This window comes from Mesorhizobium sp. J18 (assembly GCF_007829525.1).
Taxonomy (GTDB): Bacteria; Pseudomonadota; Alphaproteobacteria; order Rhizobiales; family Rhizobiaceae; genus VLJP01.
In genome coordinates this window covers 1-12,845 of the sequence record NZ_VLJP01000062.1, presented here as the reverse complement: position 1 = coordinate 12,845, position 12,845 = coordinate 1, and the positions used below count along the sequence as shown (strand labels likewise).

Annotated in this window: 16 protein-coding genes and 1 other RNA gene; 7 read left to right on the top strand and 10 right to left on the bottom strand. The window is 61.0% G+C overall.

Annotated features, from left to right (window positions below; genetic code table 11):
* A partial coding sequence (locus L598_RS18225) for a sigma factor-like helix-turn-helix DNA-binding protein (protein ID WP_281407418.1) occupies positions 1-274 on the top strand: 274 nt, incomplete at its 5' end.
* Positions 275-302: 28 nt separating this feature from the next.
* Here L598_RS18225 and L598_RS18220 read toward each other — a convergent pair.
* Both L598_RS18220 and L598_RS18215 read right to left on the bottom strand, forming a co-directional pair.
* Positions 303-1,031, bottom strand: coding sequence for an alpha/beta fold hydrolase (locus L598_RS18220; protein WP_144864926.1), 729 nt, complete (start codon positions 1,029-1,031; stop codon positions 303-305).
* Entirely contained in the window at positions 1,000-2,151 is a 1,152-nt protein-coding gene (locus L598_RS18215) for a DUF3182 family protein (protein ID WP_186445089.1), read from the bottom strand. The genes L598_RS18220 and L598_RS18215 overlap by 32 nt, the downstream gene beginning before the upstream one ends.
* Before the next feature lie 145 nt (positions 2,152-2,296).
* On the opposite strand from L598_RS18215, the gene L598_RS18210 reads away from it, so the two are divergent.
* From L598_RS18210 to L598_RS18200, 3 genes are all read left to right on the top strand, one after another.
* On the top strand, positions 2,297-2,623 hold the full coding sequence (locus L598_RS18210) for a hypothetical protein (RefSeq protein ID WP_144864922.1): 327 nt from the start codon (positions 2,297-2,299) through the stop codon (positions 2,621-2,623).
* Between the two features lie 85 nt (positions 2,624-2,708).
* On the top strand, positions 2,709-2,909 hold the full coding sequence (locus L598_RS18205; protein WP_144864920.1) for a dodecin family protein: 201 nt from the start codon (positions 2,709-2,711) through the stop codon (positions 2,907-2,909).
* A gap of 76 nt (positions 2,910-2,985) precedes the next feature.
* Positions 2,986-3,660: a protein-L-isoaspartate(D-aspartate) O-methyltransferase gene (locus tag L598_RS18200; protein WP_144864918.1), complete on the top strand. Its 675-nt coding sequence runs from the start codon at positions 2,986-2,988 to the stop codon at positions 3,658-3,660.
* Positions 3,661-3,732: 72 nt separating this feature from the next.
* Here the strand turns inward: L598_RS18200 and L598_RS18195 are convergent, their stop codons facing one another.
* The 6 genes from L598_RS18195 to ffs all read right to left on the bottom strand — a co-directional run bounded on the left by L598_RS18195 (position 3,733) and on the right by ffs (position 8,743).
* On the bottom strand, positions 3,733-4,287 hold the full coding sequence (locus L598_RS18195; RefSeq protein ID WP_144864916.1) for a Kazal-type serine protease inhibitor domain-containing protein: 555 nt from the start codon (positions 4,285-4,287) through the stop codon (positions 3,733-3,735).
* Positions 4,288-4,404: 117 nt separating this feature from the next.
* Positions 4,405-5,646: a lytic murein transglycosylase gene (locus L598_RS18190; RefSeq protein ID WP_246658823.1), complete on the bottom strand. Its 1,242-nt coding sequence runs from the start codon at positions 5,644-5,646 to the stop codon at positions 4,405-4,407.
* Positions 5,647-5,651: 5 nt separating this feature from the next.
* The gene (gene recR, locus L598_RS18185; RefSeq protein ID WP_144864912.1) at positions 5,652-6,260 is read right to left on the bottom strand and encodes a recombination mediator RecR; all 609 of its coding nucleotides are present in this window, start codon (positions 6,258-6,260) and stop codon (positions 5,652-5,654) included.
* A gap of 126 nt (positions 6,261-6,386) precedes the next feature.
* Positions 6,387-6,710, bottom strand: a complete 324-nt coding sequence (locus tag L598_RS18180) for a YbaB/EbfC family nucleoid-associated protein (protein WP_144864910.1) — start codon at positions 6,708-6,710, stop codon at positions 6,387-6,389.
* 18 nt (positions 6,711-6,728) lie between these two features.
* A complete protein-coding gene (locus L598_RS18175; protein WP_144864908.1) occupies positions 6,729-8,543 on the bottom strand; it encodes a DNA polymerase III subunit gamma/tau in 1,815 nt (604 codons plus the stop codon).
* Between the two features lie 102 nt (positions 8,544-8,645).
* Positions 8,646-8,743: signal recognition particle sRNA small type (gene ffs / locus L598_RS18170), an RNA gene on the bottom strand.
* Positions 8,744-8,894: 151 nt separating this feature from the next.
* Between ffs and L598_RS18165 the strand changes: the two genes are divergently transcribed.
* The gene (locus tag L598_RS18165) at positions 8,895-9,314 is read left to right on the top strand and encodes an HIT family protein (protein ID WP_144864906.1); all 420 of its coding nucleotides are present in this window, start codon (positions 8,895-8,897) and stop codon (positions 9,312-9,314) included.
* 14 nt (positions 9,315-9,328) lie between these two features.
* Positions 9,329-10,273, top strand: coding sequence for an NAD(+) diphosphatase (gene nudC / locus L598_RS18160; protein WP_144864905.1), 945 nt, complete (start codon positions 9,329-9,331; stop codon positions 10,271-10,273).
* A gap of 59 nt (positions 10,274-10,332) precedes the next feature.
* Here nudC and L598_RS18155 read toward each other — a convergent pair whose 3' ends face one another.
* Positions 10,333-11,199 carry a prephenate dehydratase gene (locus tag L598_RS18155; RefSeq protein ID WP_144864903.1) on the bottom strand — a complete coding sequence of 289 codons (867 nt, stop codon included), beginning with the start codon at positions 11,197-11,199 and terminating at the stop codon, positions 10,333-10,335.
* Between the two features lie 2 nt (positions 11,200-11,201).
* Positions 11,202-11,939: a 3-deoxy-manno-octulosonate cytidylyltransferase gene (locus L598_RS18150; RefSeq protein WP_144864901.1), complete on the bottom strand. Its 738-nt coding sequence runs from the start codon at positions 11,937-11,939 to the stop codon at positions 11,202-11,204.
* Positions 11,940-12,139: 200 nt separating this feature from the next.
* Here L598_RS18150 and L598_RS18145 point away from each other — a divergent pair.
* Positions 12,140-12,845 (top strand): cytochrome c family protein (locus L598_RS18145; RefSeq protein ID WP_144864898.1); only part of this gene is annotated, 706 nt, incomplete at its 3' end.

The window sequence follows — 12,845 nt, the reverse complement described above, 5'->3', positions numbered from 1 at the left end:
CACGCAGGAATGGTTCGTGCGCGGGCACGAGATCGCGGCCGCATTGCACCGGCTGCCGGACGAGCAGCGCGAGGTGGTGATGCTGATCGGTGTGCTGGGGGTCTCCTATGAGGAGGCAAGCGAGATCTGCGGCTGKGCCATGGGGACCATCAAGAGCCGCCTCAACCGCGCACGCCTGCGCCTGCTTGCAGAGATGAAGGAGACATCCCCGCGATCCTCCCTCGAACGCTCAGGCCCCTCAATACTCGATTCAGGACAAAGAAAAACCGCGTAGGACTTACAGCGAGATGAACATCTCGCTCCTAGCGGGCGCCGAAAACCATCTCGCTGAACCAGCGCAGCAGCAATGTGTTATAGGCCTGAAGACTGCGCCTGTCAGACAGGGCGTGATCGGCATCCTCGATGACGCGATAAGTGACGGATCTGGCCAGAACGAATGAAGCGAGATAGCTGGCAATTGTCGGATGCGGGATGATTTCGTCCTTGGCCGATTCCACGATCAGAACATCGCCGGTGAACCGCTGGCATTCCTTCAACGCCCGGTTTTCCTCGCGCGGGACCAGCGTGCGGCGATAACGATTCAGCTCATCACGATCGAGGTTGAATTTCGGCACCTCCCAGTCGCTGTCCCGATAAAGCGCCGGCACTCTCAAAGCCAGCCACCGCACGGGGCGCAACGCCGTCATCAAGGCTGCCAGATAACCGCCGTAGCTGCTGCCAATCACCGCGATGCTCGACTGGTCCACCTTGGGATGGTCCGCCAGCCTGTCGTAAGCGGCGCAAAGGTCGGCCAGGTTCTCCTGGCGCGTGACGCTCTTGATGTCCCCGGTGGTTTCCCCATGACCGCGCAGATCGAAGGTAAGGCAGACACAGCCGAGCTGGGCGATGTTGCGGGCCCGATCGCGGTCCCTTTCCTGACTTCCTGCCCACCCATGTACGAATATGACACCGGGATAGCCTGTGCTTGGCTCCATCAGAAGGCCGGAGAGCGAATAATCGTCAACGACTATTTGCGTCCGTTCTTCCCGCATCGTCCAGTTTCTCCACAATCACGTATTTCATAATCGGCCCCGCTTCCGGATCGACGCCCCGGAAATAAACAACAGCGCCGGTGGGCGGCATCTCGTCCTTCCCGTAACGCTCCACCGCACGGGCAAGCACGGTTTTGACCGCCGGCTCGCGGTCAAATGTCTCGAGCGCGGAAATTTCAGCGCCGGTGGCACCGCCGGCCCGCCAGGATTGCTCCAGAACACCGAAGCGGATCGAACCTTCCTGGGTAAGTCCCCGCACCACGTCATAGTTCCGTCGCGAGGCTATGAGATCCGGCAGGTGTTTCTCCAGCAGGGCATCGAATTTCCGCCCACATTGGATCGCCTGCCGCATATCGTCCGACAGAGCGAAACGATCCAGATTTTCATAGCCGCCCCGCGTGATGATCAGTTCCGACCCGCCATAGATAGGCGAGCCGCTATTGTCATTGGTGAGCGATTGCGTCCCACAATAGCTTAGCAACTGCCCTGCCGCCCGGACCTGCCCGACACTGTAGGTAGTCGGCTCAGCCAGGCTTTCCTCCACCACCAGAGGATCCTTGAGCGAGCCCTTGATCGAAAGGCGCGCAACGATCTCTTCGATCTCCCTTTGGGTTCTCGCGACCATCTGGCCGCGCGCTCCATCGGCGTGGATCGGCTTGAACCGGACCGCGCCTTGCGGAAGCAGGGCCTTGGCCGCGGCCAAGGCATCTTCCGGCGAGAATACGGAAAAGCCGCATAAGGTGATGTCGTCGGCATTTTCTGCCAGCGCATCGGACCAGCCTTCAGGCGCCGCCGCTTTAGACGATACAAGGGGATGCACCACCGCCTTCGTGGCCATATGCTCGTAGGGCACCCAGCCGCCGAAGAGATCCTCTTCGCTTCGCAGTTCTAAGTGGCGCGCGATGTCGCGGCCCACGAGCGTTCCTCGCGGGAAGTGATAGAGCAGGCCCTGCCGCGTCGAAGTTTCGAACGCTCCGGCAAAATCATAATGCAGGATGGCGGCCAGATGCTGCGCCAGATTGGTGTGCGTGACATCGGGATGAGATTTTCCTTCATGGCACCCATGTGTCACCAAAAGGCGCGCGGCAGCTCGGTATGGCTTTCCTTTGGCGTCAGACAAGCGCAAACTCCTCACAAATGGATACCATTTCACGGCAACCGCGCTGACTGACCTTTGTTCCCGAGGATCGCCAGCGGGAACGGTTGACGCCCCGACCGGTTATAGAAGGTGATTGCCGATTGCCCACCTGCGAGGGAGAAAAGCGATGAATACTGCCAATCTTCAATTGGAAGGCATGTTGCTGGCCATCTCAGCCCTGATAAATGCACTCGGCAGGAAGGGCCTCCTCAGCTCCGAGGAGATTGCAGCGGCCCTGTCGGAAGCAGAGGAGGCAGCGCGCAAGGACGAGTTGCGTCCAAAAGGCCTGTCGGCGGCCAATGTCGAGGCGGTTCTTTTTCCGATCCGCTTTCTCCAGGCCGTGAATGTCCGCACCTCAAAGGCGAAGCTGCCCGCTTTCTCATATCTCGCGACAGCCGTCGGTGAAACCAAGGTCCGTCCCGAGAGGATGCCGCGTCCGCGCGACGCTTCCTGAGCGGCTTTTGCATTTATTGCAGCTGATCGGAACAATCCCCACTGCGCTCGGTTCGGCAAACGAATATAGCGCAGAGGAGGTAAGGATGTCCGTCGCAAGACATACCGAGATCACGGCGAGCGGAACGTCGATCGAGGAAGCCATTCAGAACGGGATCAGCAGGGCCACGGATACACTTGAGAATGTCCAGCAGGCCTGGATCAAAGAGATGATCGCCAAGGTCGACGGTGGCCGGATCACCGAATATCGCGTTGACATGAAAGTCAGCTTCGTCCTGAAGAACTGAGGGACGGAACCCCTTTCGATCTTCACCGTTGCTTCGGAAAGAGCCTAATTATCCGGGCCGCGAGGATTTCGGCAGGATGACGGACTTCCGAAGAGCAAGAGAGAATATGGTTGAGCAGCAGATAGCTGCCCGGGGCATTTCGGATGACCATGTGCTGAAGGCTATGCGGTCCGTCTCCCGGGAACGCTTTGTCGATGAGGACATGCGCGAACTGGCCTATCGCGACTCGCCGCTTCCTATCGGCGAGGGCCAGACGATCTCACAGCCTTTTGTCATAGCGTTGATGATCACACAATCCGGCCTGCGGCCCGATGAGCGCGTCATGGAGATAGGAACGGGCTCAGGCTATGCTGCTGCTGTCATAGCGGAAATCGCGGCTTATGTGGTTACCATCGAGCGCCATGAAATACTTGCAGAGCGAGCACGGCAGCGACTGGCCAGCCTGAGTTATCACAATATCGAAGTCATCACAGGAGACGGCACACTCGGCTGGAAGGCGGGGGCGCCCTACGACGTGATCATGGCCGCTGCAAGTGGTCCGGCGGTTCCACGGACGTGGAAGGAGCAACTCGCCATCGGCGGCCGGATCATCATGCCTGTGGGTGCTGAGGCGGGATACCAGACTCTGGTGAAGGTCACCCGGGAAACCGAAACCAGCTATAGCGAGGACGTGCTAGATGCAGTGCGGTTTGTGCCTCTTATCGGCGCGTTCGCCTGGCATGGAAGTGGAATCAGTGACGGCACTTCCTGATGACGCTCGCCCCGTTCGCCGATCAGCAATCGCGGGAGGCGGTTCCCGCCTCCCGCGATTTTTTAGTGAACTTCAGCAGCGGCCTCTGGAAACAATCCTGTAGCTCGCGGCTTGCGCTTCGCAGGCATTCCCGAAGGTGCGGATATTGTTGCCGCGACGCGCGCAAACCGGGGCGTATTCGCGCGTGCAGACCTGCGGACGGTCAGGTCGGCCGGGCCGATCGGATCCACGCCGGCATTCGCCGCGATGATCCACCTGATAGCCTTCGGCCCGGGCCATGCAGGCATTCGAGAATGTTCTCTGACTGCTTCCCCGCCGCGCGCAAACCGGATTGTATTCCTGCGTACACATTTGCGGGCGTCCCGGTCTGTCGGGTCCGCGGCGGCACTCTCCCCGATAGCTGATCCCATATCCCTCGGCACGCGCCATGCAGGCATTGGGGAAAGTGCGGTGACTGGAACCCCGCTGACCGCAGACCGGTGCATATTCACGCGTACAGGCCACCGGCCCCGGAATCGGCGGACGTGGCCCCGGTCCCGGCACCTCTTCGACCACGCAGGAGGCAAGCAGGAGGGTCGCCAACAGCCATGCCGCCGCGCGAATGAACCCTGATCCATTTCCTTTCATGTGCATCCTCTCCGAACGCCCCTCGCCCGTCCCTCAAACGCAGAGTTGCATAAAATGGTCCGGCTCGCCTCAAATTTTTGCTTTCACACGGGCGTAGCGGATCGCTTCCGGCACCGGCTACCTGGTGACGCGCACAAGGTCGCGGTCAGGAAAACAGGTCGGCTTTCTTCCATTGCGCGCCTGCCAGTCTCCAATGGAACGACGCGTCTTGAAGCCGGGCAATCCATCCGCGCCCCCTACGTCGTAACCCATCCCCTCCAGCGCCCGTTGCATCGCGGCTATCTCCGAGCGGGCGAGCCCATCCACCTTCGCCCATGCCCCGGCAAAACGGGAATCGCCATAGGTGATGCGGTCCGCGGCATGACCTACAAAAAGCGCGTAGAGATCGCTCTCGTTATATTCTTTCAGGACATAGAAATTCGGGGTTACGATGAAAGCAGGCCCATACCGGCCTGCAGGCATCATCAGATAGCCTTCGCCGCGCAGTTCATGCGCCGGAAAGGGTTTGCCGCTGACACGCCGAATGCCCATTGCGGCCCATTCCGAAATCAGCTTGCCGCGATCGGGTCCTTCGAGGGCACAGGAAATGTCCGCCGGTACGGTTACCTCGAAACCCCAGTCCCGGCCTTTCACCCAGCCATGCGCGGCAAGATAGTTGGCGATCGAGGCCAGCGTGTCGGCATCGGAATCCCAGATGTCGCTGCGACCGTCGCCGTCGAAATCGACGGCATATTTCAGGAAGGAAGTCGGCAGGAACTGAGGCTGTCCGAGCGCGCCGGCCCAGGAAGATTTCATTGCCCTCGGGCCGACCTGTCCGCGTTCGACCATTTCGAGGGCGGCCAGCACTTCCTCGCGGAACATGTCCTTGCGTGTCGCCATGAAGGCCTTGGTGCCGAGCACCTCGAAAGCATCATACGGGATCTCGGCCGATCCGAATCCCGACTCGCGCCCCCATATGGCAAGCAGGATCCCGCCCGGCACTCCATAGCGATTTTCGATTGCCGCCAGGGTGCGCGCCANCGCCCGGCACTCCATAGCGATTTTCGATTGCCGCCAGGGTGCCCGGCCGCCGCTGGTGACGCCCGCAATATGGGTGAAATATTCGGCCGGCGCGCGGAACTCCGCCTGATGCTGTCTCTGCGGAGTCCTTGCCTCCTGCCCAGGCATGACGAGATCGGGCAGTTTCAGATTCGGAGATACGCCCGAGAAGGCGGCATTGAAGGTTTCGCTCGAAATGCCGCGAGCCTGGGCGCTCGGCCAAAGGTCGTTCTGAAGCCAAGTGCGGAACTGCTGGTCGATTGACGAGGCGAAAGCGGGTTGCACCAGCAGGTACAAGGCGAAAAGGAGAGTTGCTGCCATCCGCATCAGAATACCGTCCGCGATTTCAGGGCTGCGGCGAGCGTTCCCTCGTCGAGATAGTCGAGTTCTCCCCCGACCGGCACGCCATGCGCCAGACGGGTCACCTTGACATCCATTCCGTCTATCTGGTCGGTGATGTAATGGGCCGTGGTCTGCCCCTCGACAGTCGCATTGACCGCGAGAATGACTTCCGAAATGCTGCCTTCGGCCAGGCGCTGGATCAGGCCCGCAATATTGAGATCGTCCGGCCCGATGCCGTCGAGCGGCGACAAGGTTCCGCCCAGCACATGATAACGCGCGTTCATCGCGCCGGCCCGTTCCAGCGCCCACAGATCGGCAACATCCTCGACAACGATGAGGACGGAGGGATCGCGGCGCGGATCTGTGCAGATCGTGCAGGGATCGACCGTATCGACATTGCCGCATGTGGAGCAGACCCGCACTTTGTCCACGGCTTCCACCATGGCGCCGGCAAGGGGTACGAAAAGCTGCTCCTTCTTCTTGATCAGGTGAAGCGCAGCTCGCCGCGCCGAGCGAGGCCCGAGCCCCGGCACCTTTGCAAGGAGCTGAATCAGTCGTTCGATCTCGGGCCCGGCGATTCGCTTGGAAGACATGGAAGCGGTTCTAAACGAACCGGTGAATGGTGAATAGTGAATGGTGAACGGTAAAGCTGCTTCACCCCTTCAAGATGCAGCAGATCGCCGGCAGTGCGGCAGGGCGCCTGCCATTTCGCTATTCCCTCAGAAAGGCAGCTTCAATCCGGGCGGGAGCGGCATGCCGGCAGTCAGTTCCTGTGTCTTCTGCTGCATGGCCTGCTCGACTTTCTGTTTCGCGTCGTTGTGTGCCGCCAGGATCAGGTCCTCAAGGATCTCAACATCCTCTTCCTTGAAGAGAGAGGGGTTGATCTCAAGGCTTTTCATCTCGAACCTGCCGCTCATGGTCACCTTGACGGTTCCGCCACCGGACTGACCGGTTGCCTCGAGCTGGGCAATCTCCTCCTGCAGGGCCGCAAACTTGGCCTGCATCTCCTTCGCCTTGCCCATCAATCCCATGAGATCACGCATGGTTCACTCCATAACTGGTCAGATCGTATCGTCGTCTTCGTCGGTTTCAGGCTCAACGGCCGGATCCGGTGCCGGCATTTCCGTCTCGACGGCATCGGGAATGCGCACATCGATGATGCGGGCACCTGGAAAGTGTTCCAGAATGGCCGCAACGGCCGGATCGGCGCGCGCATCAGACATCGCCGTCTGCCGCCTTCCCGCCTCTTCTTCCGACAAGGTCGCGCCGCCCTTCTCGCGCGACAGCGAAACGATCCAGCGACGGCCGGTCCAGTTCTGCAGGCGGTTGGTGAGATCGCCCAGCAGCGTCTTCGGCGCGTCTTCCGTCAGCGCTACCTCGACCCTGCCCGGCTCAATGCGCACAGGCCGGACCGAACGCTTAAGCTGCACCTTGAAGGCAAGGTCGCGGTTTGCATCGGCGAGCGCGGCAATGTCGGCGAGCGATCTCACGGCTGGCCCGGTTTCAGACTCGGGCCGAGGCGGCTGGGCCTGTATTTTTACCGGCTCCGCAACTTCCTGCCGCTCGACAAGCCGCATGGCGGTCGAGCCGCCGCCATTCGAAGTCGAGCGCATCTGCGCGACCGATCGGGCACCGCCCCCCTCTCCCGAGGGCGGAGTCCCCCTGGGAGCAGGCCCATCGTCCGGGCCGGGCGTGGGATCTTCCAGCGTCTTCAGCGCCTCGTCCAGAGTCGGCAGGCTTGCTGCATGCGCCATGCGGATAAGCACCATCTCACCCGCTGCCAGCGGCCGGTTCGATGCCTGGACCTCACCTATGCCTTTCAGGAGCATCTGCCAGGTACGCGAGAGCACGCGCACGGAAAGCAATCTGGAAAATTCAAGGCCGCGCCGGCGTTCCTCTTCCGAAAGGGAGGCATCTTCGGCCGCCGAAGGCACGAAGCGCATGCGTGTGACGAGATGGTTGAACTCCGCAAGATCGGTGAGCACTGTCGCCGGATCGGCCCCGACATCATATTGAGCACGGAATTCCTGCAGAGCGGCCGCCACGTCGCCCTTCATCACATGTTCGAAGAGATCGATAACACGCGTACGATCGGCAAGGCCGAGCATGTCACGCACGGTTTCCGCCGTCACCTTGCTGGATGAATGGGCGATAGCCTGGTCGAGAATCGAGAGCGAATCACGCACCGAGCCTTCCGCGGCGCGGGCGATCATGGCCAATGCTTCATCCTCGACCTCGACCCCTTCCTGCCCGGCGATCGATTTCAGGTGCCCCGTCAGCAGATTGGCATCGACACGGCGCAGATCGAAGCGCTGGCAGCGCGACAGAACCGTTATCGGCACCTTTCGTATTTCGGTCGTGGCGAAAATGAACTTCACATGCGGTGGCGGCTCTTCGAGCGTCTTCAGCAGACCATTGAAGGCCTGGGTCGACAGCATATGCACTTCGTCGATGATATAAACCTTGTAGCGCGCCGAAACAGGCGCATAGCGGACCTGCTCGATGATATCGCGTATGTCATCGATGCCGGTATGCGAGGCGGCGTCCATCTCGATCACATCGACATGGCGGCCTTCCATGATGGCCTCGCAATGCTCTCCCGGCACGGAGAGATCGACGGTGGGGTGATCGATCGAAGCCGTCCTGTAGTTGAGCGCGCGTGCCAGGATACGGGCCGTCGTCGTCTTCCCCACGCCGCGCACGCCGGTCAGCATCCAGGCCTGGGCAATGCGGCCGCTGGCAAAGGCATTGGTCAGTGTGCGCACCATCGGCTCCTGGCCGATGAGCGCCGAGAAGTCGCGGGGGCGGTATTTTCGCGCCAGAACCCGATAAGCGCCGCCGCCTTTCTGCTTTTGGTCGTGCCCGGCTTCGCTCATCCGTTGCTCGTGTTCCCGTCGTCCCGTGCAAAAGTTCGGCTGAGAGTTTCACCCCGCGCATATTGCATCGTCAAGGACGGCCGGGGCTTCTGGAGCGAAAAGGCGGGAGGCTGGCACGGTGACCCGCGCCGAAACTCGTTAGGGCTGCTTCCTTCCGGACCTGACCCGGTTGGCGAGGAGCACGTCCACCACCAACCTCCCGCCGTCCATATCGGCAATCGTGGAGGCAATTGCAAGAAGGATTAACTTGGATGATCGAATGAAGGGGCTTGCTTGCTGCGTGAGTCCTGTCACTCTACGTGACATATAATGCAGCCTTGCGACGGATGCAGAAAAAGAAGGGGGAAACGTATGCTGCCTGGCCAGAAGGCGGGCTTCGAACTCGATCCCAGGCTGGAAAACGAGAGCCAGCCGGTCATGTGGCTTGGACTGTGCGAATTGCGCCTGCGCGACGATCGCCGCTGGCCGTGGCTTATCCTTGTTCCGCAACGGCCCGGCATAGAAGAAATGCACGATCTGACGCCGCTCGACCAGGCAGTGCTGACCTTCGAGACCAACATGGTCTCGAAAGCCCTGAAGGAGGCCACCGGCTGCACCAAGATCAATTGTGCCGCACTCGGCAATGTGGTGCGCCAGCTTCACGTCCATGTCGTAGCCCGCTCCGAAGGAGACGCTGGCTGGCCTGGCCCGGTCTGGGGCTACGGCGAGCGTGTTCCCTACCGGCGCGAGGATCTGCATAAACTAGCTGAAACCATCCGTAGCCGTCTTTGATCGCAGATATCTGAATGACGTTCCCCTTTTTCGACAGACCCCTGCGCGAGCCGAGCCAGTTCGTCGGTTTCGCCGGCAACAGGATCGACCGGCAATCGGAAAACCGCAGCGACGATGCCGCCGAGAAAGCACTCGCCGATCCGGCCGTGAGATTGCTCCTTCTTCGCGGGGGCAGGCTCTACATCAAGTTCCAGGATGGTGTTTTCGACCCCTATTTCGATGTCGCGGAAGCATCCCGACTGAGAGCGCCTTTCGATCAGGCGGTTCTGCTTGGTCATTCCGAGAAAGGGCCTGTCGTGGCGTTGCCGGCTGGAATGGAGCCGGAGGACCTGCCTGAGACGATCAAGGCGATCGACTATCGCTCCGTCTATATGCAAGGGCTCATCCTGCCGGAATCGCTGGGCGAACTCGCTCAGGCCGGCGCTCTTCTGGCCTGGCATGCCAATCATCGGTTTTGCGGACGTTGCGGCGCGAGGACCGAATCTCGTGCCGGCGGCTACAAGCGCGCATGCACCGAGTGCAATGCGGAGCATTTTCCAAGAACCGATCCGGTCGCCATCATGCTGGCATTGCGGGGCGATCGGTGCCTGCTCGGACGCAGCCCGCATTTCGCACCCGGCATGCTCTCCTGCCTTGCCGGCTTTATCGAACCGGGTGAAACGATCGAGAATGCTGTTCGGCGCGAGACATTCGAGGAATCCGGCATCGTCATCGGCCGGGTCGCCTACCATGCCAGCCAGCCCTGGCCTTTCCCCTATTCGCTGATGATCGGCTGTTACGGCGAAGCGATGAGCGAGAAAATCCGCGCCGATACCACCGAACTGGAAGATTGCCGCTGGGTTTCACGGAAGGAAGTCCAGGCTGCAATCCGAGGGGACGCCTCCGCCGCCTTTACCATTCCGCCGCCTGGTGCCATTGCCAGTCATCTGATCCGCGCATGGGCGGAAGCCGGGGTTTGACTGCTCCGGCACGCTTCAGGAGATGAACCGCAAGGACAGAGGCGGGCGGTTGAATATGCTCAATCATCCTCGCTTTGGGTAGCGCGGAAGGGATGGGCCTCATAGACCCCGAGAATGCGCACTTCACGCGAAAAGAAGCCGAGCTCCTCCAGCGCAAGCGAAACGTTGCGATCGTCCGGATGCCCTTCGATATCGGCATAGAACAGGGTGGAAAAGAACTTGCCGCCGAGCTGATAGCTTTCCAGCTTCGTCATATTGACGCCATTTGTGGCAAAACCGCCCATGGCCTTATAGAGCGCGGCCGGAACGTTGCGGACCCGGAAGATGAAGGTGGTCATCATCTTCTGGTCTGGCGACTTTCTCGCCGCCCAGTTCTTCTCCTTCGACAGGACAACGAAGCGCGTGACATTGTTTTCAGTGTCTTCGACATTCTCGACCGCGATCTCGAGACCGTAAAGATCGGCGGCCAGCCGCGGTGCCAGCGCCGCATTGGCGCGGTTGCTTTCCTCCGCCACGATGCGCGCGGCGCCGGCCGTATCGCCGGCCACCGTCGGCTTCCACCGGTGCTTGCGGATGATCTTGCGGCATTGACCGAGCGCGTGGATATGGCTGTAGACGGCCTTGATTTCGGTGATCGGCGTGCCCGGTATGACCATGAGTTGAAAATGGATCGGCAGGAAATATTCACCGACGATGTGAAGGCGCGATTCAGGCAGCAGGTGGTGGATATCGGCCACCCGCCCTGCAATCGTATTCTCGATCGGTATCATTGCCAGGTCCGCCTTGCCGGTTTCTACGGCGTTGAAGGCATCCTCGAAGGTGGGACACGGCAGCGGCTCCATCGACGGATACATGTCGCGGCATGCTGTGTCGGAATTCGCTCCCGGCTCGCCCTGGAATGCGATCCGGTTCGTCTTTGCGGCCATTTTCACCCAACCCTCTTGGCAATCAATTCACGCGCCCGTTCCAGATCCTGCTGTGTGTCGACCCCCAACGGAACGGTATCGATGACCTGCGCGTCGATCCGCATTCCGGCCTCCAGCGCGCGTAGCTGTTCCAGCCGTTCGCGGCGTTCCAGCACCGAAGGTCCAAGCGCTACGAAACGCTCCAGCGACGACCGCCGGTAGGCATAGATGCCGACATGATGGTAAAGGGGGCCTTCGCCCCAGGGAGCCGTCGCCCGGGTAAAGTAAAGCGCCTTCAGCCGGCTCTCCCCGATGGGCGAGCCTACGATCTTGACGACATTGGGATTTGTCTTTTCCTCCTCGTCGACAATTTCGACGCCGAGCGTCGCGATATCGACCTCATGACTTTCCAGCGGCCGCAGCACGGCATGCACGGCAGCGGCCTCGATCGTCGGCAGATCGCCCTGGAGATTGATGATGGTGTCGATCACCCCATCCGGATCAATCCGGCGCAGCGCCTCCAGTACCCGGTCCGAACCTGATTCATGCTCCGCGCTCGTCATGACCGCATCGAAGCCCCGCGCCTCGACCACGTCGGCGATCTCGCTGCTGTCGGTCGCGACGACGACGCGTCCCGCCCCGCTCTCCCGGGCCCTTTCGGCGACGTGAACGATCATCGGGCGGCCCTCGATATCGGCAAGCGGCTTGCGAGGAATGCGCGTAGAAGCAAGGCGCGCGGGGATCAGTATGACAGTCGACATGATAGATGCGGTGGTCCGGACGGCTGGCTGAAAGTGGCAAAAGGTCTCACTTGGAAAGCGCCTTATATGTGTTGCAACGCCCGAGCAAAAGACCTAGTTTCCGCGCGATTTTTACCGGCATCGGCCGAAGGCGGAGGCGCAGGCATGGTTGGATGGTGCATGCGCTGACGCTGGCGTCTGAAGAAGGAGCCTCGGGGCGAATGGATTCTTTCGAACTCAACAAGATCATAGGCGCGCTCCTCGGCGTGATCTTCGTCGTTTTTTCAGTCAGCCTGATTTCTGACGCCATCTTCCACACACCTGCGCCGGAGACGGCTGGCTATGCCATCGAGGCTGCGGAAGGCGTCGGCGGCGCTGAGGGCGGCGAGGAAGCTGCGCCCGAACCGATCGCCCCGCTGCTTGCATCCGCGGACCCTGCCGCAGGTGAAGCAATCTTCAAGCGCTGCGCCTCCTGCCATTCGATCGAGAAAGGCGGCCCGAACAAGGTCGGTCCCGATCTGTGGGGCATCGTCAACCGACCGATCGCCGGCCATGAAGGTTTCAGCTATTCGGGTGCTATGAAGGAATTCTCCGAAGGCGGTTCCGTCGTGTGGGATTACGAGCATCTCAACCACTTCCTCGAATCCCCCAAAGGCTACGTTCCCGGCACCGCGATGGGCTTTGCCGGCCTGAAGAGCATCGAGGACCGGGCCAACATCATTGCCTATCTGCGCTCTCAGGCAGACGAGCCTGCACCGCTTCCCGATCCGGCAGACGCAGCCGCGGCCGAAGGCGAAGAAGAAGGTGCTGCTCCGGCCGAGCAAGGTGAAGAGGCCGCCCCTGCCGACGAGAATGCTGCCCCGGCTGAAGAAGGCGAAGAAGCGGCTCCTGCCGAGGATGAGCAGGCTGCTCCTGCCGAGGACGGTG